25 protein-coding genes are annotated in these 25,019 nt (G+C 43.0%); all 25 read right to left on the bottom strand.

What is annotated here, in order from left to right; translation table 11 throughout:
- Positions 1-12: 12 nt before the first annotated feature.
- Positions 13-2,079 carry a translation initiation factor IF-2 gene (gene infB / locus DWB64_RS08495; protein ID WP_129487796.1) on the bottom strand — a complete coding sequence of 689 codons (2,067 nt, stop codon included), beginning with the start codon at positions 2,077-2,079 and terminating at the stop codon, positions 13-15.
- Positions 2,080-2,103: 24 nt separating this feature from the next.
- A complete protein-coding gene (locus DWB64_RS08490; RefSeq protein WP_129487795.1) occupies positions 2,104-2,415 on the bottom strand; it encodes a ribosomal L7Ae/L30e/S12e/Gadd45 family protein in 312 nt (103 codons plus the stop codon).
- A complete protein-coding gene (gene rnpM / locus DWB64_RS08485; RefSeq protein ID WP_129487794.1) occupies positions 2,405-2,674 on the bottom strand; it encodes an RNase P modulator RnpM in 270 nt (89 codons plus the stop codon). The genes DWB64_RS08490 and rnpM overlap by 11 nt, the downstream gene beginning before the upstream one ends.
- 3 nt (positions 2,675-2,677) lie before the next feature.
- Entirely contained in the window at positions 2,678-3,748 is a 1,071-nt protein-coding gene (gene nusA, locus DWB64_RS08480) for a transcription termination factor NusA (RefSeq protein WP_129487793.1), read from the bottom strand.
- 16 nt (positions 3,749-3,764) lie between these two features.
- Complete coding sequence (gene rimP / locus DWB64_RS08475) at positions 3,765-4,253, bottom strand: ribosome maturation factor RimP (RefSeq protein ID WP_129487792.1); 489 nt, start codon at positions 4,251-4,253, stop codon at positions 3,765-3,767.
- A 163-nt stretch (positions 4,254-4,416) separates the two neighbouring features.
- The gene (locus tag DWB64_RS08470; protein ID WP_243118962.1) at positions 4,417-8,664 is read right to left on the bottom strand and encodes a PolC-type DNA polymerase III; all 4,248 of its coding nucleotides are present in this window, start codon (positions 8,662-8,664) and stop codon (positions 4,417-4,419) included.
- Positions 8,654-9,721: a flavodoxin-dependent (E)-4-hydroxy-3-methylbut-2-enyl-diphosphate synthase gene (ispG, locus tag DWB64_RS08465; protein WP_129487790.1), complete on the bottom strand. Its 1,068-nt coding sequence runs from the start codon at positions 9,719-9,721 to the stop codon at positions 8,654-8,656. Before ispG ends, DWB64_RS08470 begins: the two co-directional genes overlap by 11 nt.
- A 1-nt stretch (position 9,722) precedes the next feature.
- Positions 9,723-10,730, bottom strand: coding sequence for an RIP metalloprotease RseP (gene rseP / locus DWB64_RS08460; protein ID WP_129487789.1), 1,008 nt, complete (start codon positions 10,728-10,730; stop codon positions 9,723-9,725).
- A gap of 13 nt (positions 10,731-10,743) precedes the next feature.
- Positions 10,744-11,883: a 1-deoxy-D-xylulose-5-phosphate reductoisomerase gene (locus DWB64_RS08455; protein WP_129487788.1), complete on the bottom strand. Its 1,140-nt coding sequence runs from the start codon at positions 11,881-11,883 to the stop codon at positions 10,744-10,746.
- Positions 11,884-12,066: 183 nt separating this feature from the next.
- Entirely contained in the window at positions 12,067-12,864 is a 798-nt protein-coding gene (locus tag DWB64_RS08450; RefSeq protein WP_129487787.1) for a phosphatidate cytidylyltransferase, read from the bottom strand.
- A gap of 8 nt (positions 12,865-12,872) precedes the next feature.
- Positions 12,873-13,586, bottom strand: coding sequence for an isoprenyl transferase (locus DWB64_RS08445; RefSeq protein ID WP_129487786.1), 714 nt, complete (start codon positions 13,584-13,586; stop codon positions 12,873-12,875).
- 61 nt (positions 13,587-13,647) lie between these two features.
- Positions 13,648-14,205 carry a ribosome recycling factor gene (gene frr / locus DWB64_RS08440; RefSeq protein ID WP_129487785.1) on the bottom strand — a complete coding sequence of 186 codons (558 nt, stop codon included), beginning with the start codon at positions 14,203-14,205 and terminating at the stop codon, positions 13,648-13,650.
- Positions 14,205-14,918, bottom strand: a complete 714-nt coding sequence (gene pyrH / locus DWB64_RS08435; RefSeq protein ID WP_243118961.1) for a UMP kinase — start codon at positions 14,916-14,918, stop codon at positions 14,205-14,207. The genes frr and pyrH overlap by 1 nt, the downstream gene beginning before the upstream one ends.
- A gap of 100 nt (positions 14,919-15,018) precedes the next feature.
- On the bottom strand, positions 15,019-15,669 hold the full coding sequence (gene tsf, locus DWB64_RS08430) for a translation elongation factor Ts (RefSeq protein ID WP_129487783.1): 651 nt from the start codon (positions 15,667-15,669) through the stop codon (positions 15,019-15,021).
- A 65-nt stretch (positions 15,670-15,734) separates the two neighbouring features.
- A complete protein-coding gene (gene rpsB, locus DWB64_RS08425) occupies positions 15,735-16,469 on the bottom strand; it encodes a 30S ribosomal protein S2 (protein WP_129487782.1) in 735 nt (244 codons plus the stop codon).
- Between the two features lie 169 nt (positions 16,470-16,638).
- Positions 16,639-17,094: a DUF6115 domain-containing protein gene (locus DWB64_RS08420; protein ID WP_129487781.1), complete on the bottom strand. Its 456-nt coding sequence runs from the start codon at positions 17,092-17,094 to the stop codon at positions 16,639-16,641.
- Entirely contained in the window at positions 17,091-17,375 is a 285-nt protein-coding gene (locus DWB64_RS08415; protein WP_129487780.1) for a hypothetical protein, read from the bottom strand. The genes DWB64_RS08420 and DWB64_RS08415 overlap by 4 nt, the downstream gene beginning before the upstream one ends.
- Positions 17,376-17,387: 12 nt before the next feature.
- The gene (locus DWB64_RS08410; RefSeq protein WP_129487779.1) at positions 17,388-18,782 is read right to left on the bottom strand and encodes a DUF342 domain-containing protein; all 1,395 of its coding nucleotides are present in this window, start codon (positions 18,780-18,782) and stop codon (positions 17,388-17,390) included.
- Between the two features lie 69 nt (positions 18,783-18,851).
- The gene (locus tag DWB64_RS08405; protein WP_129487778.1) at positions 18,852-19,580 is read right to left on the bottom strand and encodes a sigma-70 family RNA polymerase sigma factor; all 729 of its coding nucleotides are present in this window, start codon (positions 19,578-19,580) and stop codon (positions 18,852-18,854) included.
- 10 nt (positions 19,581-19,590) lie between these two features.
- Positions 19,591-20,076: a chemotaxis protein CheD gene (locus tag DWB64_RS08400; protein ID WP_129487777.1), complete on the bottom strand. Its 486-nt coding sequence runs from the start codon at positions 20,074-20,076 to the stop codon at positions 19,591-19,593.
- Entirely contained in the window at positions 20,073-20,696 is a 624-nt protein-coding gene (locus tag DWB64_RS08395) for a chemotaxis protein CheC (RefSeq protein ID WP_129487776.1), read from the bottom strand. The genes DWB64_RS08400 and DWB64_RS08395 overlap by 4 nt, the downstream gene beginning before the upstream one ends.
- Before the next feature lie 13 nt (positions 20,697-20,709).
- On the bottom strand, positions 20,710-21,147 hold the full coding sequence (locus DWB64_RS08390; protein WP_129487775.1) for a chemotaxis protein CheW: 438 nt from the start codon (positions 21,145-21,147) through the stop codon (positions 20,710-20,712).
- A gap of 10 nt (positions 21,148-21,157) precedes the next feature.
- Positions 21,158-23,245, bottom strand: coding sequence for a chemotaxis protein CheA (locus DWB64_RS08385; protein ID WP_129487774.1), 2,088 nt, complete (start codon positions 23,243-23,245; stop codon positions 21,158-21,160).
- 5 nt (positions 23,246-23,250) lie between these two features.
- Positions 23,251-24,300, bottom strand: coding sequence for a chemotaxis response regulator protein-glutamate methylesterase (locus DWB64_RS08380; RefSeq protein WP_129487773.1), 1,050 nt, complete (start codon positions 24,298-24,300; stop codon positions 23,251-23,253).
- The gene (locus DWB64_RS08375) at positions 24,300-25,010 is read right to left on the bottom strand and encodes a flagellar brake protein (RefSeq protein ID WP_129487772.1); all 711 of its coding nucleotides are present in this window, start codon (positions 25,008-25,010) and stop codon (positions 24,300-24,302) included. Before DWB64_RS08375 ends, DWB64_RS08380 begins: the two co-directional genes overlap by 1 nt.
- Positions 25,011-25,019: the final 9 nt, after the last annotated feature.

The raw sequence follows: 25,019 nt of genomic DNA, 5'->3' as shown, positions 1-25,019 counted from the left end.
CACCTCTTATATCTATTTTCTAGGTTTTTCCTGAATGACATATGCTTCTATGATATCGCCTTCTTTTAAGTCGTTATACCCGGCAAATCCTAATCCACACTCATAACCGGTAGCAACTTCCTTAACATCGTCTTTAAAACGTTTTAATGAAGACAATACGCCGTCGTGGATGATGATACCGTCTCTAAGAAGTCTAACCTTGCAATTACGGGCAACTTTACCGCTGATGACGTATCCACCTGCGATGGTACCTGAATTCGGTAGTCTGAAAGTAGCACGAACCTGAACTTCTCCAAGTTGAACTTCTTCGAATTCCGGATCAAGCATACCTTTCATAGCAGCCTCGACATCGCTGATCAGTTCATAGATGATCTGGTAAGTTTTAATTTCAACGCCTTCTTTTTTAGCGATTCCGATAACCGTAGAAGAAGGTCTTACATTAAAACCAAGAACGATCGTATTTGAAGCTGTCGCCAACATGATATCCGATTCAGTGATCGCACCGATATTGGCATGCTGGATGTTGATCTTCACTTCATCGTTGTTAAGCTTGAGAAGTGTGTGTCTAAGTGCTTCTAACGAACCATGCGCATCAGCTTTGATGATCAGGTTAAGCTCTTTTACCTTACCAGCTTGAATCTGATTGAAGATATCTTCAAGCGTGACGTGTTGATCAGCACGAGCCATCGCGTCTTCCTTAATTTGAAGCGCGCGTTTCGCAGCGATTTTTTTTGCTTCCTTATCTGAATCAACAGCGAAGAATTTATCTCCAGCCATTGCCACTTCGTTCATACCGATTACTTCCACAGCAGATGAAGGTCCCACTTTTTTGACTTTCTTGCCTTTGTGGTTGAATAGTGCTCTAACACGCCCGTATGTAGTACCGCAAACAAATGCGTCACCCACTGTAAGACTACCGTTTTGAACAAGTACCGTTGCAACCGCGCCACGACCTTTGTCTAACTTGGCTTCAATAACCGTACCGACAGCGTTTCTGTCTGGGTTCGCTTTTAGCTCGTTCATTTCAGCAACCAATAGAACCATTTCAAGTAATGTATCGATGTTCTCGCCTTTTAGTGCAGACACAGGAACAGAAATGACATCACCGCCCCAATCCTCGACTAAAACGCCAAGATCAGAAAGTTCTTGCTTCACTCGATCAGGATTTGCATTGTCCTTATCGATTTTATTGACAGCGACAATAATCGGCACATTTGCAGCACGTGCGTGGTCGATCGCTTCAATCGTCTGAGGCATAACACCGTCATCGGCAGCAACTACTAAAATTGCGATATCGGTAACTTGTGCGCCACGAGCACGAAGTGATGTAAACGCTTCATGGCCTGGAGTATCAAGAAATACGATTTTCTCTCCGTTGATCTGAACTTCAGACGCACCGATATGCTGAGTGATACCGCCAGCTTCCGTATCTGTAACGGCAGTCGATCTGATCGCATCAAGCAGTGAAGTCTTACCATGGTCGACATGGCCCATTACTGTTACGACAGGCGCTCTTTTAACAAGATCCTTATCTTCATCTTCAAAGTCATAACCCACTACGTCTTTGTCAACTTTTACAGGTTTTGGTGCAACTTCAACCCCGAACTCGTTTGCCAATAGCTCAAGTGTCTCATAGTCCACATAGTGGTTCATCGCAGCCATGACACCAAGATTCATCAGCTTTAAGATAACTTCGTTCGCAGCTACGTCGATTACAGTTGAAAAATCACCGACTGTCATTCTAGCAGGTAGATAAATCGTAGTATCTTCCTCTACTTCTTCCTCTTCCTCTTCAGAATGCCATCTCTTTTTAGATGTCTTTCTGCCTTTTTTTGAATCACTGTCGTCAGATTCGGCTTTCACCTCTTCTTTAACTTCTTTTTTTGCCTCTTCAGCAGGTTTAGAAGTTTCAGTGGAATCAGACTTACCATATAATTCTTGTAGCATTGCTACTGTCTCATCTTCCACAGTAGACATATGGTTGTTGGCTTCAATCCCAAGTTCGTGCAGTTTCTCTATTAATTCCTTATTCTGAATATTAAGTTCTTTAGCAATTTGGTAAATTCTAATTTTGGACATATTCATGCACCTCCAGTAATTTCTCTAGATGCCCATGTCGCTGATTAAAGATAGTATTTGAGTGGCAAATCCCTTATCGGTAATTGCCACCACCGTTCTATTGTGCTTGCCTATAGCTCCTGAAAGCTCATCTACGGTCAACTCACTATAAAATGGTATGTTTAATCTCTGACATCTCAGTATTATTTTTTTTGTAGTACCTTCCGCAGCGTCTTTGCCGACGAATACGAGGCGTACTTTACCCTTATCTATCGTTTTAACCACAATTTCACTACCCGAGACAACATTTCCCGATTTTTGAGCAAAACCTAACAGTGTTAAGACTTTAGTTTTCATGTTTGATCGCCTCTTTAAGTGATGAGATCACTTCTTCAGTTAATTTAACTTCAAGAGCACGTTCTATAGCTTTGCGCTTAAGTGCCGTCTCAAGACAAGATGACTTGTTGCAAATATAAGCGCCTCTACCATGAGCCTTGCCGGTAGTATCAAGAATGACATGGCCTTCTTTATCTCTCACTACTCTCACAAGATCTTTTTTATCAAATTGTTCATTACATCCCAAACATTTTCTTTGAGGTACCTTTTTCGCTTTCACGACTTACGCCTCGCTTTTTTCAGCTTGCGCATCTAAAAGGGCTTGATATTGCGTTTGGCTTTTGATATCAATTTTCCAACCCGTCAATTTAGCAGCAAGTCTGGCATTTTGACCTTCTTTACCGATGGCAAGAGACAATTGGTGGTCCGGTACGATGACAAGCGCGCTACGCTCATCTGCATTTTCATGAACACTGATTACTTCTGATGGACTGAGCGCGTTTGAAATAAACACCTTAGGGTCTTCAGACCAGTTGATGATGTCGATTTTTTCACCCTTAAGTTCATCCACAATCGTCTGAACTCTGGCTCCACGTTGACCTACACAAGCGCCGACCGCATCGATGTTCTCATCATTCGCATACACGGCAAGTTTTGTTCTTGAACCAGCTTCCCTTGCAATGCTTTTGATTTCAACGACACCGTCATGTATCTCAGGTACTTCAAGTTCAAACAATCTTTTCACAAGACCCGGATGCGTTCTTGACACAACAACCTGAGGTCCCTTAGACGTTCTTTTTACTTCGACGATATATGTCTTGACGCGTTCGTTAGGTGCGTATACTTCACCAGGAATCTGCTCAGAAGGAATAAGAACCGCTTCTGTTTTCCCAAGGTTGATATAGGCGATACCTTTGTTCTGACGCTGGACAAGACCTGTCACGATTTCTGATTCCCTACTTGAGAATTCATCGAAAATAACATTTCTTTCCGCTTCTCTAATACGTTGAACAACCACTTGTTTCGCAGTTTGTGCTGCGATTCTGCCAAAGTCGCGCGGTGTGACTTCTTCTTCAATGATGTCGCCGATTTCGTAGTTTGGATCCTTCAATTTAGCATCTTCTAAAAGAATTTCATCGTAGTCTTCATAATACTCTTCAACGACAACCATTCTAGAATATACCTTTACATCACCAGTATCGCGATCGATAAGGATTTTAGCATTTAAGGAATCTGGAAAATTCTTTTTGTAAGCAGTGATTAGCGCTGCTTCAATAGTCTCAATCAATGTATCCTTTGATATGCCTTTTTCTTTTTCAATCTGCTCTAAGGCTTCGATTAGTTCACCTTTCACAAGTCAAACCTCCTAATTAAAATCTAAAAAGTAATTTTGCAGCAGCGATCTTATCCTTAGGGATAGAAATCACCTCATTGTTACGCTCGTCTTCAATAAGTACTTCACCATCTTGTACCCCCTTGAGGATTCCTTCGATGATCTTTGATCCGTTAATCGGGAAGTACAATTTGATTTGTGCAAGTTTTTCAGCAAATTTGATGAAATCCTCTTCCTTTTTTAACGGGCGTTCGATACCTGGAGAAGAAACTTCAAGAATATATTCTTCTTCAATCGGATCAAGCGCGTCGAGTTTCTGGTTCAATTGCTGGCTTACGATTTTGCAATCATCGATACTCACACCTTCATTCGGATCAATCGTATCGATATATACCCTTAAATAACGGTGTTTACCTTCTTTTACGAACTCAACATCCACAAGCTCGTATTTCTCAAGCTCGCTTTGAGCCAGTTTCTTAAAAGTGTCGGCGACCAAGTCGACAACACGCACTTTCTTGCCTTTCATAACAACCTCCTTCACGTTCTTTCAATTATATTTGTGCACTTAAATGCTTTCGAACAGTCATATAATAACAAAGAGTGGGCTTCAGCCCACTCTTTCGTCATTATAGATTCAATTAACGTAAGTATACCACAAGTGTCAGATAAAAGCAAATTTTTAGCAAATCTTAAAAACCATCGGTCAGAAACATGTCAAAACTAAGCTGATTGCTCTCAGGAAGGCCTCTGAGAACACCATGGTTGACGAGTGCCTCGATGACGGATCTGTTCGCCTTGCCTCTTGTCTTGACATCGTTGATCGAAATAAATTCACTTTCTTCCCTAGCGGCTACGATACTTTTAGCCGCGTTCTCTCCGACACCCTGAAGCGCTCTTAAGGGTGGGAGTATCTGTCCATCTTCTATCTTGAACTTTTCAGCATCCGAATTGTATAGATGCACAGGCTTACAGGCGAAACCCCTGGCATACATTTCAAACGTCGCTTCAAGAATGGTATATTGGTTTTGCTCCTTGGTCGACATCTTTGGTATTTCCTCAAGCTCCTGCATCCTCTGCTTGATCGCATCTCTTCCCTGGGAAACAAGATGGGCGTCGAAGTCGTCTACCTTAATCGTAAAGAAGGTCGCATAGAAGGCGAGCGGATGATGCACTTTAAAGTAGGCGATACGCACAGACATCATGACATAAGCTACCGCATGGGCTTTAGGGAACATGTATTTGATCTTTTTACAGGATTCAATATACCACTTAGGCACGTTGAACGACCTCATCTGCTCTTCCTGCTCAGGCTTTAGGCCCTTTCCTTTTCGGACCCCTTCCATGATAAAGAAGGAATCCTTCGGTGGAAGACCGGCATACATGAGATAGACCATGATGTCGTCACGTGTTCCAATAACATCCTTTAAGGAAACAATGCCATCGGCTACAAGATCCGCAGCGTTGTTGATCCAAACATCGGTACCGTGTGAAAGGCCCGAAATCTGAACAAGTTCCGCGAAGCTCGTAGGTTGAGTGTCCACTAGCATCTGTCTTACAAATTTCGTACCAAACTCGGGGATCCCGAGGCTTCCGATCTTGATCGGGTAATCCTTGTCGACTATCTTAAGTGATTTGACTGAAGTGAATATCTTTAGCGTGTCTGGATCGTCAAGCGGAATCTCCATCGCGTCGATACCTGTGAAATCTTCTGTCATCTTAATGATAGTCGGAACATCGTGTCCGAGTATGTCAAGCTTTAGAATCCTACCGCTGATCGAGTGGTAGTCGAAATGCGTTGTGATGACACCGCTCGAACTGTCATTGGCAGGATACTGTATAGGTGTGAAATCATGTACGTTCTTATAATGGGGAATAACCATGATTCCGCCCGGATGCTGTCCGGAAGTCCTTCTGACGCCGACACACCCCTGAGCGAGCCTTACGACCTCATGATAATTCATCTTCTTCTCTTTTTCCTCAACATACTTCTTCACGAATCCGAAGGCGGTTTTCTCAGCGACAGTACCGATGGTACCAGCCTTGTAGACAAAACCTTCGCCAAACAGCTCTTCTGTGTAGGCATGCGAGGTCGCCTGATAGACACCGGCGAAGTTGAGGTCGATATCGGGTTCCTTATCACCCTCAAATCCTAGGAATGTCTCAAAGGGAATATCATGACCGTCTTTTTTAAGATTGTCACCACACTTTGGACAAGTCTTATCCTTTAAGTCCGCACCGCTTGCGATACTACCGTCTGTGATGAACTCGCTGTACAGGCAGCTTCTGCAGTGATAATGCGGCGGTAGCGGATTAACCTCTGTGATGTCCGACATGGTCGCAGCGAAAGAAGATCCGACAGACCCCCTCGAGCCTACAAGATAACCGTCTTCCATCGACTTTGTCACGAGCTTCTGGGCGATAATGTACATCACCGCGTATCCGTTACCGATAATCGACTGCAATTCCCTTTCGAGTCTTTTTTCAACGATGTCGGGTAAAGGCTCTCCATAAATCCTTTTCGCCTTCTGGTAACACATTTCCCTTAGCTCCTCATTGGAACCTTCGATTTCAGGAGGAAACGTTCCGTCAGGAACAGGTAGAATCGACTCGATCATGTCGTTTACCTTATGTGTCGCATGAATGACCACCTCTTCGGCAGTTTCTTTATCCAAATAGGAGAACTCATCGAGCATCTCCTGTGTCGTCTTTAAGTATAGCGGAGGCTGGTTATCCGCATCTTTAAATCCTTGACCTGCCATCAGTATGCGTCTATACACTTCATCCTCAGGATCAAGGAAGTGACTGTCCGATGTGGCTACGCAAGGTTTTTCCTGCTCTTTTGCAAGGTCGATGATCTTTCTATTGATCTGCTGCAGCTCCGCTACGTCCTTGACCAGCCCTTTTTCAATAAGGAACTGATTGTTGCCGACAGGCTGTACTTCAAGGTAATCATAGAACTGGGCGATCTCTGAAACTTCATCGTCCTCTTTTTGAGCGAGAATCGCCTGATAGACTTCACCTGCTTCACATGCTGATCCGATAAGTATGCCTTCTCTTTTTTCATTTAAGAGACTCTTTGGAATCAGCGGTTTTCTATAGAAGGTTTTGATATGGGAATGACTGATCATCTCATATAGGTTTCTTAAACCGGCATAGTTCTTAACCAGCAGGATCACATGATAAGAGTCGTAATCCTTCATATCCATCGCCGTTTTTCCGTACGCTATCAGTTGATCGATATCACAAACATCCCTTTCAGAGAGCATCTCCACAAACCGAGCGAATATTTTTGCTGTAGCCGCGGCGTCATGAACCGCCCTGTGGTGGTTCTCAAGTTTGATCCCGAGTTTCTTCGCGACATAATTTAGTTTATGCCTGCCAAGCTCCTTCATGATCATTCTTGAAAGCTTCAGTGTGCATAGCACCATAGGTTCAAAGGTCAACCCGTTGAGCCTCGCCTTTTCTCTCATAAAGGACATATCGAACTTGGCGTTATGGGCGACAACGGGACAACCTTCACAAAAGGCGATGAACTCAGGCAGGATCTCAGAAATGGTGGGTTCGTTCATGACCATCTCATCTGTGATGCCTGTCAGCTCGACAACCACCTGTGGAATCTGCTTTTCTGGATTCACAAATCTGCTGAAGCGGTCGATCACTTCGCCGTTTCTTATCTTCACGGCACCAATTTCGGTGATGCCGTCATATCTTGGTGAGAATCCTGTTGTTTCTATGTCAAACACGATAAAAGTGTCGTTCAGACCGTACTCATGCACGTTCTCGACGATTTGCATATCATCGTTGACCAGGTACCCCTCAACACCGTAAATGACCTTGATGTCCTTGCCGGCAGCGTTCATGGCATCTGGAAACGACTGGATAACACCATGGTCTGTGATCGCAATCGCTGGATGTCCCCAACTGATCGCGCGCTTGACCATCGCCTTGGCACTTGGCGTGGCATCCATCGCGCTCATGTTCGTATGGGCATGCAGCTCAATTCTTTTAAGGTCGGAAGTATCCTTTCTCTTTTCAGGACTACTTGCGGCGTTTATAGCCAATATGTTAAGTATCGTGTCTTTCTCGTAGGTATCGTATCTAAGACGTCCCTCTACACGATAATAATTGCCGCTGCTCATTCTAGGCGGAACAGACTGGGCGTCCTTCTTATCCAGGAACACCTTGCACTTTATCGCATCGGTGTGATCTGATAAGGCAAAGCTGAAGATCGTCTTTCCAGAAGACAAGACCCTTGAATCAAATGAGAAGGCTTCTCCTTCAATGCAGATTACCTGCTCTTCCTCGAACTGTTCTGTTAAAAGAGAAGGCTCCGTCTTGATCGCTCTTTTATAGATGACCAGCTCGTCCTCAGGCACCTCTTTCGACTTCTTGGCAACCGGACGATCCTCCTTAGGGACATACGACGGCTTTGACGCCTCGACCATGTTGATCATTCTCTCGTTGATAGCTTCATCATCAAGTGTCACAAGATCCGCAGGCTCAACGATATCGATCCTTATCGCCTTTGAGAACCGGTCGTTGATGAAACTGGTGATTCGGTCTTCAAGCTTTAGGTTAAGCACCTGATAGTAGGTTCCCGGATCCTCAGGCATCCACTTGATACCATTGGGTTCGACAGTGACCTGCATTTTGGCGACTAGACTCATGATCCGGTCGCTTCTGACCATTTTACTGATTGCATAATTGAACATTTGCTCAGGGCTACATTCAAAGCGGTAACGAATTTGAGTCGTTACCGCTTCAATAAATTTAAGTTCACGCTTAATCGATTCCTGTATGGCGATTTCATCTTCTGCAGACACCAGTGACAGGCCTTCGAAAGCGAGGTGGATCGCATTGGAGTTTTGATCGAATGCGACCTTTTCTATTTTAAGATTTGTCTGAGACTCTAGAAACTGTTTTAAATCAAAGCTCACGTAGTTCTCCAATCCATGACTCTACCTCTTTTTTAAGTTCATCAACAACGCTTTCCTGCGGGATTTTCTTAATGATCTCTCCCTTTTTGAACAAAAGCGCCTCACCGATCCCGCCTGCGATGCCAAAATCAGCCTCGCGCGCTTCTCCCGGGCCGTTTACAGCACAACCCATGATGGCGATTGTGACAGGAGCGGTAATATGTGATAAGGCGGCTTCCACCTCATTCACAAGTGTTTCAAGTCCGATATGGCATCTGCCGCAAGTAGGACAAGATACGATCTTCAGACCGAACTCCCTAACTCCCGCCGATGCAAGAATGCCTTTAGCAACCCTGATTTCTTGAACAGGATCTCCAGTGACAGAGACGCGAATGGTATCTCCGATACCGTCTAGCAATAGAGATCCGATCCCCATAGCTGATTTGATACTGGCCTGAAAAAGGGTGCCTGCCTCGGTTACGCCTACATGAAGAGGATAATCGACGGCTTCTGATAGCAACCTATAGGCTTTTACCGTATTTACAACATCCGAACTCTTGATTGAAATCGCAATTTGATCATAGCCGTATTTTTCAACAAGCCGTACATGCCTAAGTGCGCTCTCCACCATCGCTTCTGGTGTCGGAGCCCCATACTTTTCCAACAGATCCTTTTCTACAGAACCCGAATTGACTCCGATTCTCACAGGTATTCTCTTACTCTTGAGCGCTTCGACCACTTCTTTGATCCGCTCTTCGCTCCCGATATTACCTGGGTTCAGTCTAACCTTGTCGACCCCCGCCTCAATCGCCGCGAGGGCAAGTCTATAATCGAAATGTATATCCGCGACGATCGGACAGGAGACCTGCTTCTTGATTTCCCTGATCGCTCTGGCGGCTTCCAACGTAGGAACTGCGACTCTTACTATTTCACACCCTGCGATAAGAAGCGCCTTGATCTGCTCGACGGTCTTATCGACATCCTCCGTATAGGTAGTCGTCATCGATTGTATCGAAATCGGGGCGTCACCGCCTATAAAAAGATCGCCGACCTGTATTTTTTTTGTTTTTTTTCTCATGTTAGCCTCGTATCAAATTGAACACGTCATTAAAGAGCACAACGACCATAAGTGCCATCAGCAACAAGAAGCCCACATAATGAATTCGTTCTTCAATCTTAGGATTGACTTTGCGTCTAAAGATCATCTCATAGGCGATCAAAAGAATTCTTCCGCCGTCAAGCGCAGGAATAGGCAGCAGGTTCATGATTCCAAGGTTGATCGAGATAAACGCCGTAAAGGTCAGTAATGGGGCAAGTCCCATGCTGGCCGCCTGACCGACTACCTTTGCTATTCCAACAGGACCGGCGACATTCTGCATTGACTCCTGTCCACTAACAAGTCTAGGGATAAACTCAAGTATCATCTTTGTGAGTTCAGCAGTCGTCGTAAGGGAATAATCCATCGCCTTAAGCACGGATTTTTCCACAGTAGGTACGATGCCTATAAGATACCTGTCTTCTTCTTCATTGTAGATCGGCAATATGTCATGAGCAGCAATTTTTCCGTTATTTATCGTCTGTATCCTTACAGGCTCGCCACCAGATTCGTTGATCGCCACAGTCAACTGGTTCCAAGCCTCGATTTTCGTGTCGTTGACGACGATGATCTCATCCCCTACGTTTAAGGTGCTGTCACCGGCAGGTAAACCGGTTACGAATTCCCCAATGGTAGTCGTTTGAAAGCCGATCGACAGACTGATCACGAATAAAAGGAAGATCGCGAGTACAAAATTCATCACAGGACCTGCGACGATGACAGTAAACCTTCTCCATGCGGCCTTCTGTCCAAAACTATTCGGCAAATCGGATTCCTCATCCTCGCCGATCATCTGTACAGAACCGCCTATGGGAAAAGCCTTGATACTGTACAAGGTTTCTTTTCCCTGTCTGCTATACAACCTAGGACCCATTCCTAAGGAAAACTCCTTAACAAAGATTCCGTTAGCTCTAGCGAGCAGAAAATGACCGAATTCATGGATGAATACAATCATACCAAAAACAAAAATAAAACTGATAAATGTCAACATAACTTATTTCACCTCAAAATTTTAGAGTACGTATAAACGAGCGGGTTTCGTTGTCGATGCTCAAAACGGTTTCTAAATCAGGATTTCTAACCAGGTCGATCTTAGACATTGCCATTTCAATACCTCTTGGTATGTCATAGAATCCGATCTCTTCCTTTAGAAATTTCTCAACGAGTACTTCATTGGCCGCATTTAAGACACAGCTGCTGCTTCCGCCTTCCTCAAGCGAGTCATAGGCAAGTTGCAGACATGGGAAGGTCTTCAGATCAGGCTTCGAAAAATTCAAACAGCCGATTTCAGCCAAATCAAGTCTTGCAAGGTCAGTCTTGATCCTATTGGGATAATGAAGCGCGTAATGAATCGGTAGCATCATGTCGGGAAGTCCCATCTGGGCCATCACCGAACCATCCACATATTGTACTAAACTGTGAACGATGCTTTCCGGATGAACCACCACATCGATCGCTTCGCTTCTGATGCCAAACAACCACCGGGCTTCAATCACTTCAAGACCTTTGTTCATCAATGTCGATGAATCGATTGTGATTTTTGCTCCCATAGACCAGTTGGGATGTCGTAAAGCCTCATGCTTGGTGACTCCCAAAAGCTCATCCCTGCTGCGTCCTCTAAAAGGTCCGCCTGAGGCTGTCAAAATCAATTTTTCAATCTCAGAATAGGAATTGCCTTGAAGCGCTTGAAAAAGGGCGCTATGTTCACTATCCACAGGAATGATCTCACTACCTGTCTCAGCGGCAAGTCTCATGATCTGCTCGCCGAAAACAACCAAGGTCTCCTTATTGGCAAGTGCGATACGCTTTCCTCTTTTCACAGCTTCGATTGTCGGTCTGAGACCAACAGCTCCGACTACAGAAGTCAACATCACGTCATAGTCTGCGACTTGAGCGACCTCGATGAGTCCTTCAAGTGAGCATAGTATCTTGACCGGTTCCTGAGATAACTCCAGTTTAACTTTCTCATAACTTTGTGAATTTTCTATGACGATCCATTCCGGTTTAAATTTTTTGTATTGCTCAAGTATCAGGTCGACATTCCTAGAACAGGACAAGACCGATACCTTTATGTTTTGATTTTCGATAATATTCAGTGCCTGGGTTCCTATGGAACCTGTTGATCCTAAAATAGCTAGTTTCATAATTGCTCCTTATTTTTCTCGCTTGAATACTATTATACTTTAATCAAGAACTTATTTCAGCATCTAATTTGACAGGCACAAAAATAAGCGTACTACTATGTGAAGTAAAGCCTAAAAGCCAGCTATAAAAAAAGCCACTCAAAGGAGCAGCCTGTCTTACACTTCATAATGTTAAAATACCTATTAATTCAAAGTCAGAAACCAAGTGAAAATATAGATGACAGGGGCAGTAAACAAGATCGAATCAAACCTGTCAAGTACGCCTCCGTGTCCTGGAATGAGTTTTCCAAAATCCTTCACACCTGTAAAGCGTTTGATCTTACTAGCTGTCAAATCACCGATGATAGATGCCACAGATCCTGTACTAGCGAGTAGGAAGACCGCAATCCAAGTAAGTTCAGGCATGACAAGGAGCTTGAAAACACCTACGGATAAGATGCATCCTAAAACGCCACCTAGCGCGCCTTCTACCGTCTTTTTAGGGCTTACATCCGTCAACTTGCGTTTGCCGAACTTCTTGCCGAAGACATATCCGAAGGTATCTGTAGAAAATGCAAGGATGAAAACCAGCCAAATGAAGTAGTCGTCGCGCTTAGCAAGCTCCATGATTAGAATGAATGGAACGACAACATACAAGATACTGAAAATACTGACCACCACATCAAGAATGTGATGCTCAGAAAACACATGATACGCCAATATGCTATAAAAGCACAGAATTCCACCTGCGATCAGATAACTGAAATAGGCAGGTTGATATAAAAGATATGCAAGTATCACTCCGAGGGATAAAAGGATGCCTGTAAGATACATCGGTTTAACTTGAACCTTTTCAAACACCTTATGAAACTCAAAGACTCCGATAATCGCTAAGATCGATGCAGGTATAATTACAAAGTATCCTTTTACAATAAGTAAAAAGATGATCAAGGCGCCACCAACTATGGCACTGATCAACCTACTTTTAAATGATTGAGTCATAATTCCTCCTAAATTCCACCGAACCTACGCGTCCTTAGATTGTACTCTTCAATGCAAGCCACAAGATCCTCTTTTGTAAAATCAGGCCAATATTTGTCTACAAATACGAATTCGCTATAAGCGACTTGCCATAAGTAGTAGTTGCTGATACGGTATTCACCACTTGTTCTAATCAGTAGATCCGGATCAGGAATAGATTGCGTGTATAAGTGGCTTGCCACAAGCTCGTCAGTGATCTCAGATTCCTTATAACCTGCCTTCACAATTTCTTTGACCGCATGAACGATGTCACCTCGTCCGCCATAATTGAGGCATACATTAAGTTGCATGCCCGTGCAAGCCTCCAAGTCCTTTTCGGCATTTCTGGCAGCATTCTTTTGCTTGTCAGGCATGTTATCTATATCACCGACAAATTTAATTCGAGTATTTGTCTTTTTAAGTTCAGGGACTTCCCTTTTGCAAAACTCGACCAGGAGTTTCATGAGACCGTCTACTTCATCCTGAGGCCTAGTCCAGTTTTCAGTAGAAAATGCATAGACCGACAAATGTCCAATTCCGAGTTCGCCAGCTGCTCTTACAATTTTTTTAAGCGTATCTCCGCCAGCCTTATGACCGGCTACCCGTGGAAGGTTTCTAGATGTACCCCATCTTCCATTACCATCCATGATGATGGCGATATGCTCAGGCACATGAAGTGGCGCTGAATTCACTTGCTTCAACATTGTATCTCCTTAAAATTCAAGCCACTGCGTGCTGGACGCAGCGGCTGTATATGCACAGAGGTTATACTTCCATAACCTCAGCTTCTTTACGGACTACCAGCTCATCAACTTCCTTCATGAACTTGTCTGTTGTCTCCTGAACTTCCTTTTCTGATCTCTTCAAATCATCCTCAGTCAGCTCATTGTTCTTATTCAGCTTTTTAAGCTTATCGTTTGCTTCTCTTCGCTCGTTTCGCAGAGCCACTTTAGATTCCTCACCGATTTTCTTTACCATCTTCACAAGGTCCTTACGACGTTCCTCTGTCAAGATAGGCATCGCGATTCGGATCATTTTGCCGTCGTTCGATGGATTGATGCCAAGGTCGGCCATCATGATCGCACGTTCGATATCGGAGATAACCGTCGTGTCATAAGGTTGAACCTGAATCATCCTTGGTTCTGGTGCCGAGATGTTCGCCATCTGACTTAGTGGCGTTTCGGAACCGTAATAAGAAACCATGACCCGGTCAAGAATGTGAGGATTTGCGCGACCGGCGCGAATCGACATCAATTCTTCTTTTAAAACACTTACTGTTTTCGTCATTTTTGTTTTCATTTCATCGTGTACTTGAACGTGCATTAAAATTCTCCCTTCACTATTGTCCCTACTGATTCACCTTCGATAACGCGTCTTATATTGTCTGTATCCTTAAGTGCGAAAACCATGATCGGTATATTGTTTTCCATGCAAAGCGTAGCCGCAGTCTGATCCATGACACCAAGGCCCTGATCGATGATCTGCTTGTATGTCAGCTTATCAAATTTAATCGCTGTAGGATCCACATTCGGATCCGCACTGTAGACGCCGTCCACTTTCTTAGCAAGCAAGATGACTTCGGCATCAACCTCCGCAGCTCTAAGCGCAGCAGTTGTGTCTGTCGAAAAGAAAGGACTTCCTGTTCCTGCTGCGAAAATTACGACCCTACCCTTTTCAAGGTGTCTGTTGGCTCTTCTCTTTATGTAAGGCTCGGCGATCTGTCTCATCTCTATCGCGCTCATAACCCTGCATGGAACATCAAGATTATCAAGTGCGTCTTGAATTGCTAAAGAATTGATGACGGTTGCAAGCATTCCCATGTAGTCGGCTGTTCCGCGATCCATATCCTCGCTGGTTCTGCCTCTCCAGAAATTGCCTCCACCTATGACGATAGCTACTTCAATTCCGTTGTTGATAAGAAACTTGATCTGCTCGGCAACCTTAATCACCACTTCGTGATCGATACCTGTTCCTTTATCACCTGCTAAAGCCTCACCACTAAGCTTTAAAAGTATACGTTTGTATTTTGCATTCACCCAGATTCCTCCAATCATTATTCGCTTTAATCCTATTATACCGTAAATTCACTAAAAAAACTCTCAAAAAAAGAGCACACATTGTGTGCTCCCTGTTTTTTTATTTATTGGCAATCGTAGCTGCAACTTCAGCTGCAAAGTTTTCAACTTTCTTTTCGATACCTTCGCCAACTTCAAAACGAACAAATCTTCTGATAGAGATGTTTTCGCCGATTTTAGCTACTTTTTCCATCAATAGTTCATTAACTGTTTTGTCGCCATCTTTAATGAAAGGTTGCTCCAAAAGACAATTTTCTTTGTAGTATTTCTCGATACGGCCTTCAACCATTTTATCGATGATTTTTTCTGGTTTTCCTTCGTTAAGCGCTTGAGCTCTTAAGATTTCTCTTTCAGCGTCAAGGTCAGCTTGTGAAACTTCTTCACGTCTAACGAATTTAGGATTTGCTGCAGCTACTTGCATAGCAACGTCTTTAGCAAAAGTCTGGAACTCGTCAAGTTTAGCAACGAAATCTGTTTCAGAGTTGATTTCCAAAAGAACTCCAATTCTACCACCGTGGATGTAAGAAATTACAGCGCCTTCTGCTGCGATTCTACCAGCTTTTTTAGCAGCTTTTGCTAAGCCTTTTTCACGTAGTACTTTGATAGCCTCTTCGATGTTACCATCTGTTTCAACCAATACGTTTTTGCAATCCATCATGCCTGCGCCTGAGATTTCGCGCAGTTCTTTAACCATTTGAGCTGTTACAGCCATGAGAATCCTCCTATTTTAAGTGAAAAGCAAGAGTAACCTCTCGCTTTTCAGTATTTTAGTTTTAATTAAGCTTCAGTTGCAGTTTCTTGAACAGGTGCAGCCGCTTCTTCATCTTGAGCGCCTTGTCTACCTTCGATAACAGCGTTAGCCATTGCGCCAGTAATAAGTTTTACAGCACGGATAGCATCGTCGTTACCAGGGATAACCAAGTCAACTTCATCTGGATCACAGTTAGTATCTACGATAGAGATTACTGGGATACCAAGAACTCTTGCTTCATTGATAGCGATTTTTTCTTTTCTTGGGTCAACAACGAAAAGTACGTCAGGAAGTTTTTTCATGTGTTTGATACCACCTAAGAACTTCTCTAGTCTTTCTTTACGCTTACGAAGCTCAAGAACTTCTTTTTTAGGTAATTTTTCGAAAGTACCGTCTAACTCTTGTTTTTCAAGTTTGAATAGTAAATCGATTGATTTTTTGATTGTAGCGTAGTTAGTAAGCATACCGCCCAACCATCTTTGGCTTACAAAGTATTGACCAGAACGTCTTGCTTCTTGCTCGATTGCTTCTTGAGCTTGCTTCTTAGTTCCTACAAATAGAACTGTTCCGCCTTCAGCTGCAACATCTTTAATTTGTTTGTAAGCTTTATCGATTTGTTTTGTTGTTTTTTGCAAATCGATAATGTAGATACCGTTTCTTTCTGTGAAGATGTACTTCGCCATTTTTGGGTTCCATCTTCTAGTCTGGTGACCAAAGTGTACACCAGCTTCTAGTAGTTGTTTCATTGATACTACTGCCATTCTTGCACCTCCGAGTTTTTCTTCCGTATCAATCATCTCTACAGCGAACCAATATTTTTGGCACCCGACTGTAAATTATGATACGTGCATGTTTAAGTCCCTTTGACTCAACTGTATTAGTATATCACGCATCAAGTATAAATTCAACATCGAATGTCGATCTTTATCTTTAACCACGGTATAACTTTCTAATCAAGGCCACCTTGCCCGTACCGACATTTAAGATCTTAGCGATTTCCGCATCGCCAAACCCCTGATCGATCAAGCTCTGGATCATTGTTTTTTCTTCCTTAACCGAGCTGTCTACGCTGACGCCGGCAACAAGGTCATTAGACTCCGCTTCGACTTGAAGGGGACTTTGCCTTTCCACTGAAGAGGAGTCAAGCGCTCTTGAATCCTCAAGTAATGACATTCTTTCCTCCAAATCGCTCAAAATTTCGTAATAGCTGTAGTTCAACTCATCCAGCTCCAACCTGAGCGCTTGGTAGTCGTCAAATCCTTCTGTTCCCATCACTTCATCGAGCAAGACAAGTTTTGATGAAAAGTCCATTAGGAATCTAGTGATCTGGTATAGGCCTGCGATTACCAGACCGATTCCTATGAGTATGAGACTATACTCCATCATATCTTCAGGTCCAGATGCTTAGCCGTATTGCGCTTTTTCTTTTTGTCAGCATCGTTGTTCTTCTTTTTCTTTTGATCCTGCTCCAGATCGCGTTTCACTTTTGTGGGTTCACGCCGCTCCAGTTGATTCACTTTCTTTTGCTTGATTTCACGTTGAGCCTCTTGCTCAGCCTGAACAGTTTGAAGTGCATTTGCCGCTTTGTTGACGACAGACGGTTTGGCATGATCGATTTTGATTGCCTTGGGAATTAAAACTTGCATGTCTATCGGTCTAATCGGCATAAGATCCTCCAATTAATAAGAAACTGCCCTAATATCGCCTTCATCTCGTTTAATGATCACATGATCAAGTCTCGCTTTGACATTGTAATATGAATTACCCATGCGTATTTTCACACCTGGGAAGATTTCATTGGACTTGACCTGTGAACCCTTTAGTGTCTCAATTAGATCAGTCACATCTCTCAACTTCTGCGAGGCTTCCGCCATCTGTCTTGTATAGTCTGTTCTCGAAATTTCTGTCTTATCAAGCATCGCTTTGATCTCAGGATTCCTAGTCTGGTCAAATTGCTTTCTAAGCATTCGTGATGCCTGGCTCAATTTCGTGATCGTCTCTTTCATATCCTTTACTTCTTCTAGGTGCTTCTGATATTCGTTCATCACCGTAGAATCTACACCCATCCTGAGTTTAGTCATCGTTCCCATCTCAGAACCGATCACTCTTGCTGTGATGTTGTATCTGACATTGATCTCGCCACCGACGATCAAGGCCTTTCTACCCGTAACAACAATCGAACCGTCGCAATTGATTGTAGAATGCATGATCGCATCCGCTTCGATATTACCCTTACAATAGATGTTTGCGTTGTTCAAGAATTTCGAGACCAAGTTTCCACCAACGTTGAGCTCGGCCTGGTCGTGACCCTGAACTCCACCGTTGATAAACAAGTTGCCTGTGGTTTTAACCGTAGCCCCTTCTACAATCCCGTTGATGATGATTTCATCATCCGCAATTACCGAATGACCGGTCGTCACATTGCCATTGATGATGACTTTACCTCTAAACTCGATATTTCCAGTTTTTATACCGACATCATCCTTGATTTCAAGTACTTTGATGATGCTTACTCTTTCGCCTTCAAGCTGGATCGAACCGGTTTCTGTAGCTACAATCGATAAGCCGTCCTCGGTCTGCTCAATATTTTTACCAAACTTGAAATTCACGATTTTCCCTGGCTTAGGACGGATATTCTTTTCGGTAACCGTCATGCCGAGACTTCCTTCTGTGGGCATCGTTCTTGTCGCTAAAACATCCCCCTTGAAGCAGGTCTGTAGAAAATTCATGTTCTTAAAATCCACACTACCGTCCGCGTTCATCGTCGGTTTTGCTTTCATATCCATATTGAAGTTATAGGTGATCTCGCCGTCTATACCATTCACATGGGGTTTCCCTTGAGCTACGAGAACGTTTTCCGCCAAAGTGGGACTTTGAATGATTTTATCCAAGGCGTTATTGTCAATACCGAAAGTAATGTTCTTTTTCTTAAGCGCTTCAGTAAGCTCGTCCATCTTAATTACCGTATCCGCATCGTGAACGATGATCGTAATAAACGCCTGATAATAGTCGTTGGAAACGTTGACGATGATCTCGTGCCCGGTGCTGTTTATACCGCTAGTGACTTTACTCATAAATCCCCCTGTACCCTTTATTGAACATCAAAAGAAGATCATCATCATAGAATCTTACAATTCAGACGATCAATCTTTTAAGATATTTTGAAGGCGTGCAATCGCCTTTGTATGTAACTGTGAAATTCGAGATTCGGAAATGCCTAAAACCGCAGCAATTTCCTTATAAGTCAGTTCATCATAATAATACAAGCTGATGATTAACCTTTCTCTTTCTGGAAGTGTGTCGATTCCCTCTTTGAGTAATTGCGTCATAACCTTCACATCGAGCGATTTCTCAGGCTCGAAGTCTTTATAGTCAGCCTTGATGTCGAATCCGACATGCTCTTCAAACTTTTCCTCAAGTGAGACGATAGAGAACGTGGATACCTCGCTCAAGAATCTACCTAATTCATCGATCGTCATTTCCAGCTTATCGGCAAGTTCAAAGTCGGTGTAATCGCTTCCACCTTCGTTATGAAGCATGTCCATCGCTTCTTCCAATCTTTTATACTTATGCCTTAGGCTTCGAGGCACCCAATCAAGATTTCTCAATTGGTCTATGATCGCACCACGTATTCTGATATTGGCATAAGTTTCAAATTTCACATTCTTCGTATAATCAAATTTTTCAATGGCATCAATAAGTCCCAAGATTCCATAGCTGACCAGGTCATCATATTCTACATGATGATTGTAATCCGTGTACAACCGTCCTGAAATAATTTTAACCAATTCCACATAATGGACAATAAGTTCGTCTTTAGCTGATTTATCATGCTTATCTTTGTAGTTGATCCAGGTTTTATCCATTGACATGTGAGTTCCCCTACAGTTCTTTAATACCATGTCCGATTGTTTTAATCAATAATGCTCCGTTATCCGAATCGAACTCAATGGTACGACCAAAGTTTCCACCGGTATCATCCGCCTTTAATGGTATTTTAAACTCCCTTAACAGTGAGCGGACAGCCTCAGCATTTCTTTCACCTATCTTCATCATATCATTTTTACTGGAAAAAGAGAACATTTGAGCGCCGCCGGCGATTTTGCCAACCAGCCTTGATTTGACTGCACCGTTTTTCACCATGTCATCAAGCATGATGACCATGGCAGTATCTGCGAATTTCGCAGGATTTGCATTATTTCTGATTGCCGTTGAATCGGGCAACATGATGTGTGCCATTCCTGCAACTTTCGAAATCGGATCATATAAGCAGATTCCTATACATGATCCTAGCCCTAAAGTTGTCAGAACACCCGGATTTTTAGTCACCTTCAAATCCGCCATTCCGACTTTTATCAAACTTCTCATATCTCGATTCCAAGACTCTTGAACATAATTTCATAAGAGTCAATATCAGGTATCAAGAAGAAATAGCCTTGAACAGACTCTCCTCCCATTTCTTCAATAAAGTCATTCTCGATAATCAGTATCTTGTCACCGATGAGTCCGAACTGGATGGCAGGGACGCTAAGGATAGCGCCCGCCATATCTACAGCTAGTGAAGGAATGGATATCTGAATGTTGAGCCCCGTCAGCATCGAAAGTGAAGATATATAGGAACCTGATAAAATATTGCCGATTTCTTGTAGCGCTGACAAGCTAAAATCATCGAATTCACCAGTACCCATTCCAGGCATCAATAGATTGATAAGCGTGTGTGCAGAAACCGAACTGAGAACGAACATGATGGTTCCATCCATATCTCCTTCGATTTTAAAGAAAATTCCACACACTTCTGTCTCTTCGCCACCAAGCATTTCCGGCACGGTGGCAAAATCCATGATATTAACCTTTGGAACCGTCATATCCACTTTTTTATTAATCATTTTAGCAAGTGCTGTCGCTGCGTTACCAGCACCGATATTTCCAATTTCCTTGAGTACATCAAGTACTACGTTGTTATTCACTCGATCAAAATAGTCTGACATGCTAGCCCCCGGATTACTCCTCGTCAATAAGTCCTAAAACCTTCTTAATATCCAACAACATGATAATACGATTGTCATGCTTTCCAATTTCTTTGATAAAATCATCCTCTACAGAAGCCTTTACAGAAGGAGCGGGATCGATGTTCTCCTCGTTCAGCTGCAAAGTTTCAGAAGATGAATCGACAATCATACCAATCTTAAGTTCGGATTGATTCATAATGATGATTCGCGTGTCGTCATTCGCTTCCTTTGGTGCTAGCGAAAACCTTTCACGTAAATCAATGATTGGAATCACATTTCCTCTTAAATTGATCACACCTTTGATATAACCTTTTGTATGAGGAACACGCGTGATCTCCACTTGCTTTTCAATGTTCTCGACATTGTGGATATTAAGGCCGTAGTGTTCGCCATTTAACTTGAAGATTACAAATTCTCTAATATCATTCATCCTATGCCTCCTAGAATAGCTGGTTTGGATCTACAATCAGTGCAACGCCACCATTACCTAAAATAGTCGCACCTGCGATTGCCCTAACACCACCTAAGTATTTACCTAGCGATTTAATAACAATCTCCTGCTGTCCAATTAGACTATCAACAACTAGTCCTGCTTCTTGATTACCTTTTTTGACGATTACGATTGTCAGTGTCTCACTATCCCTATTCGCACCAGGAACTTCTAAGACTTCAGGCAGACGAACTAGAGGCAAGGTCTGATTTCTATATAATACGACTTCCTGATTTTGAACCATACTGATCTGTTTCTTCTCAATTGTAGTGATAATCCTGATATTGTTAAGAGGCAGCGCGTATTTCTCATTGCCCAAGTTGACCATAAGCGCCTGAATGATTGCAAGTGTCAGAGGCAGTCTGATCGTAAACTTCGAACCTTTGCCGATAACGCTGTCCACTTCAACTGAACCGGAGAGTGCTTCAATTTTTGTTTTTACAACATCAAGACCGACACCCCTGCCTGATAAATCGGTAATGATCTCAGCTGTTGAGAATCCAGGCAAGAATAGCATGTTGATGATGTCATGGTCGTTCATCATATCCACTTGATCAGCCGTTACCAGTCCTTTTGAAATAGCGATTGCTGAAATCTTACTTGGATCGATGCCGTTACCGTCATCTTCAACTTCGATGACAACCGAATTGCCATCCGGATAAGCTCTTAAGAATACCGTTCCCGTCTCGTCTTTTCCAGCTGCGACTCTATCCTGCATGCCTTCAATTCCGTGATCGATCGAGTTCCTGATAAGGTGAATAAGCGGATCGCCGATTTCATCGATAACGGTTCTATCTACTTCAGTTTCCTCGCCGCTCATGTTAAGTTTGATCGACTTGTCAAGTTCCTTCGCAAGGTCTCTGACCATTCTAGGGAATCTGTTGAACGTTCTTTCAACAGGTACCATTCTAACTTTCATTACAGCATCATGAAGGCTTGTAGTGATTCTTTCCAAGTATTCCACAGCTTCAGACATGTTCTGCTTCGACTCGAGAGTATCAAGATCATCAAGCCTAGTCTTGATGATGATCAGCTCACTGACAAGATTCATCAAGTTGTCAAGTCTATCGATATCCACTCTTACGGTCTTGCTTGTCTTCGCCTTATCGTTCTCTTTCGCGCCAGATTTATCATTGCCTGCAGGCTGCAATTGAGCTTTTGCCATGCTGCCGGGCTCATTGCTAGACGCTGTCATGACTTCTTCAACGTCTGATTCAAATTCATCTTCATAGGTATCGTAGGAGAACTCACCGATCCCCACCACTTCTGCTATCACTTTTTCAATCTCTGAAATTTTCATTAGTTCAGCGATGGTAGTTTCTGGATCGAGTTTGGTCATGTAGAGCAGTTCAAACGAATACTCAAAGTTTTCATCTTCAATATCTTCTGCAGACGGATGGGATTTAATGACTTCACCGAACTGTTCGAGTGTATTGAAGACGATAAAGGCGCGTGCTGCTCGTAGCATACAGGTTTCAGCTAAGATCACCTTCACCTTTATTGCCTGAAGGCCGCTAAGTTTTGCCTCTGAAATCAAACTTGGAGAGATGTCGCTTGTATTTAAATGAAACTCAGTTTCGCTTTGAGTCGAAGCTACCTCTTGAATGGCTTCTGTTGGTTTAGCTGCTGTGTCGCCAGTCAAACCGTCGGTCGTCTTGTGTTTTGCGATAAACTTCAATCGATTCACAAGATCGGATGTATCAAGTTCTCCTTCTTGACCGGTGTTGATCAGATTGTTGATATACTCTTCAAGTCCGTCAAAACACTCAAATAAGATATCGATGATAATGCTATCCACCGCCATCTCCCTGCTTCGACAGATATGTAATACGTTTTCCATCTCATGTGTCAGACTAGCGATTTTTGTAAAGCCCATCGTACCTGACATGCCCTTAATGGTATGTGCGACTCTAAAAATCTCATTCAACAAGTTCACATCTTCAAAATTGTTTTCTAAAACCAGCAGTATCTCGTTCATGTGTTGCAAGTGTTCTTTTGACTCATCAATAAAGATTTCCATGTATTGACTCATATCCATATTGATTACACCTCCATAGCTTTGATGATCTCATCTGTAATGTTTTCAAGTGATACTATTTTATCAACTGCATCAAGCTTGATCGCCGATTTCGGCATACCAAACACGACACAGGAATCCTCATCTTGTGCGATAACAAAATTTCTGTTTTTCTTTATATTGACAAGGCCTTTAGCGCCGTCAGCGCCCATACCTGTCATAATCACCCCGACTATATTGTGTAGATCAAGTTGAGCAAGTGAATCGAACATTGCATCAGCAGAAGGCCTATGCCCTGTTACGGGGCCGTCTGACCCTAAAGCGATTCTAAAGCCCTTCACATCCCTTACAACACGTAAGTGCTTGTCCCCTGGTGCAACATAACACCAGCCCGGTTGGAGCATGTCGCCGTCTTCAGCTTCTTTAACGCTGATCGCACTCATGCTGTCCAGACGTTCCGCCAAAGATTTTGTAAATCCAGGTGGCATATGCTGTACGATAAGCACAGGCGCATCGATGTTTTTCGGTATAAGTGGAATAACTGACTGAAGCGCTTTGGGACCACCTGTAGATGTCCCGATAGCGATGATTTTCCTAATATCGTTATGACCGACAAAACGGCTGGTTTTGGGTCTGATAACATCCGTTGAAACTTGCTTTCTCTTTTTAGGAATACGAATCCGAGATGCTATTTCCAGTTTTTCTATCAGTTGAGTCTTAACATCGTCAGCATTGATTTTAAAGACGCTGCTTGGTTTTGTGATAAAATCGACAGCGCCAAGCTCAAGAGCCTTTAGCGTGGCATCGGCACCTTCTTTTGTCAAGCTGCTCAGCATGACAATCGGCACTGGAGTCGTGTCCATCGCCTTTTCAAGGGCTGTTAGACCATCCATGACAGGCATTTCTATATCCATTGTGACCACATCGGGTTTAAGTGTTTTAAGAAGCTCCAATGCTTCCTTGCCGTTTTTAGCAGTGGCGATAACTTCGATATGGTCACAGGCATTGATGATGTCTGAAACGACTTTTCGCATAAAAGCTGAATCATCTACAACTAAAACTTTAATTTTTTTCATTAGATCATTCCCTTTTTCAACATTTTACGCTGCTTATTGAATATGACAGCGATCAGGTTAGTTTGTGTCGTATTTTCTATATTTTTAAACTTTATACCCAATTCATAGCGTTCAACCACATCTTCTATCCTAAAGCACCTTAAAACAGTACCTTCAAGTTCATAAGCCGATCCATCCAGTTCAAATTTAGAGTAGATGGGGGTTCCGACACTTATGGGTATCTTGGATATGGCCTTCAAACCACCTGCGCTTAAGTCAAGTGCGGTCGCTACATATTCTTCGAATTCAGGAACGATCACTTCAATCTTTTTACCGCTGTCGATATAGGTCTCTGTTGTTTCGCCTATCTTAACTTTAAGTATAACATTTTCGATGATAGGTAAACGGAAAAACTCACGTCTTTGCTCTTTTTTTACATTGCTGACCTTCAACAGATGCAGTCTGACAATCGGTCCTAGCTTATCTTTGTTCACAACAAGCGCTACAAACTGAAACAATCCGCTCTCAGGGTTCTGATATTCAAATCGAAATCTTTCCCCAACGTTTAATTGAATCAGTCTCATTTTATAAATCGGACACGAGATAATGACCTTGTTGTCATTGACAATCTCAAGAATCTCTGACTTCAGCTTCTGTTTAGTATCTTCTATGAAAATTTCCGCATAAAGCGTAGCGCCTTCTTCAAGCATCGTTGAAAATCCATCTGACATAAGCGCCTC

Origin of the sequence: Fusibacter sp. A1 (genome assembly GCF_004125825.1) — a bacterium.
Taxonomy (GTDB): Bacteria; Bacillota; Clostridia; order Peptostreptococcales; family Acidaminobacteraceae; genus QQWI01.
This window is presented reverse-complemented; position numbering and strand designations above follow the sequence as displayed.

What these genes read in the sequence shown, in the direction of transcription:
- DWB64_RS08420 (WP_129487781.1), bottom strand. Translation starts at nt 17,094, where the DNA reads ATGATGGAGTATAGTCTCATACTCATAGGAATCGGTCTGGTAATCGCA.
- rpsB (WP_129487782.1), bottom strand. Translation starts at nt 16,469, where the DNA reads ATGGCAGTAGTATCAATGAAACAACTACTAGAAGCTGGTGTACACTTT.
- DWB64_RS08380 (WP_129487773.1), bottom strand. Translation starts at nt 24,300, where the DNA reads ATGAAAAAAATTAAAGTTTTAGTTGTAGATGATTCAGCTTTTATGCGA.
- frr (WP_129487785.1), bottom strand. Translation starts at nt 14,205, where the DNA reads ATGCACGTTCAAGTACACGATGAAATGAAAACAAAAATGACGAAAACA.
- DWB64_RS08455 (WP_129487788.1), bottom strand. Translation starts at nt 11,883, where the DNA reads ATGAAACTAGCTATTTTAGGATCAACAGGTTCCATAGGAACCCAGGCA.
- DWB64_RS08445 (WP_129487786.1), bottom strand. Translation starts at nt 13,586, where the DNA reads ATGTTGAAGCAAGTGAATTCAGCGCCACTTCATGTGCCTGAGCATATC.
- rseP (WP_129487789.1), bottom strand. Translation starts at nt 10,730, where the DNA reads ATGTTGACATTTATCAGTTTTATTTTTGTTTTTGGTATGATTGTATTC.
- DWB64_RS08375 (WP_129487772.1), bottom strand. Translation starts at nt 25,010, where the DNA reads ATGTCAGATGGATTTTCAACGATGCTTGAAGAAGGCGCTACGCTTTAT.
- DWB64_RS08450 (WP_129487787.1), bottom strand. Translation starts at nt 12,864, where the DNA reads ATGACTCAATCATTTAAAAGTAGGTTGATCAGTGCCATAGTTGGTGGC.
- infB (WP_129487796.1), bottom strand. Translation starts at nt 2,079, where the DNA reads ATGTCCAAAATTAGAATTTACCAAATTGCTAAAGAACTTAATATTCAG.
- DWB64_RS08490 (WP_129487795.1), bottom strand. Translation starts at nt 2,415, where the DNA reads ATGAAAACTAAAGTCTTAACACTGTTAGGTTTTGCTCAAAAATCGGGA.
- DWB64_RS08405 (WP_129487778.1), bottom strand. Translation starts at nt 19,580, where the DNA reads ATGTCAATGGATAAAACCTGGATCAACTACAAAGATAAGCATGATAAA.
- DWB64_RS08385 (WP_129487774.1), bottom strand. Translation starts at nt 23,245, where the DNA reads ATGGATATGAGTCAATACATGGAAATCTTTATTGATGAGTCAAAAGAA.
- DWB64_RS08410 (WP_129487779.1), bottom strand. Translation starts at nt 18,782, where the DNA reads ATGAGTAAAGTCACTAGCGGTATAAACAGCACCGGGCACGAGATCATC.
- DWB64_RS08395 (WP_129487776.1), bottom strand. Translation starts at nt 20,696, where the DNA reads ATGTCAGACTATTTTGATCGAGTGAATAACAACGTAGTACTTGATGTA.
- DWB64_RS08390 (WP_129487775.1), bottom strand. Translation starts at nt 21,147, where the DNA reads ATGAATGATATTAGAGAATTTGTAATCTTCAAGTTAAATGGCGAACAC.
- rimP (WP_129487792.1), bottom strand. Translation starts at nt 4,253, where the DNA reads ATGAAAGGCAAGAAAGTGCGTGTTGTCGACTTGGTCGCCGACACTTTT.
- DWB64_RS08400 (WP_129487777.1), bottom strand. Translation starts at nt 20,076, where the DNA reads ATGAGAAGTTTGATAAAAGTCGGAATGGCGGATTTGAAGGTGACTAAA.
- tsf (WP_129487783.1), bottom strand. Translation starts at nt 15,669, where the DNA reads ATGGCTGTAACAGCTCAAATGGTTAAAGAACTGCGCGAAATCTCAGGC.
- DWB64_RS08415 (WP_129487780.1), bottom strand. Translation starts at nt 17,375, where the DNA reads ATGCCGATTAGACCGATAGACATGCAAGTTTTAATTCCCAAGGCAATC.
- ispG (WP_129487790.1), bottom strand. Translation starts at nt 9,721, where the DNA reads ATGAGAAAAAAAACAAAAAAAATACAGGTCGGCGATCTTTTTATAGGC.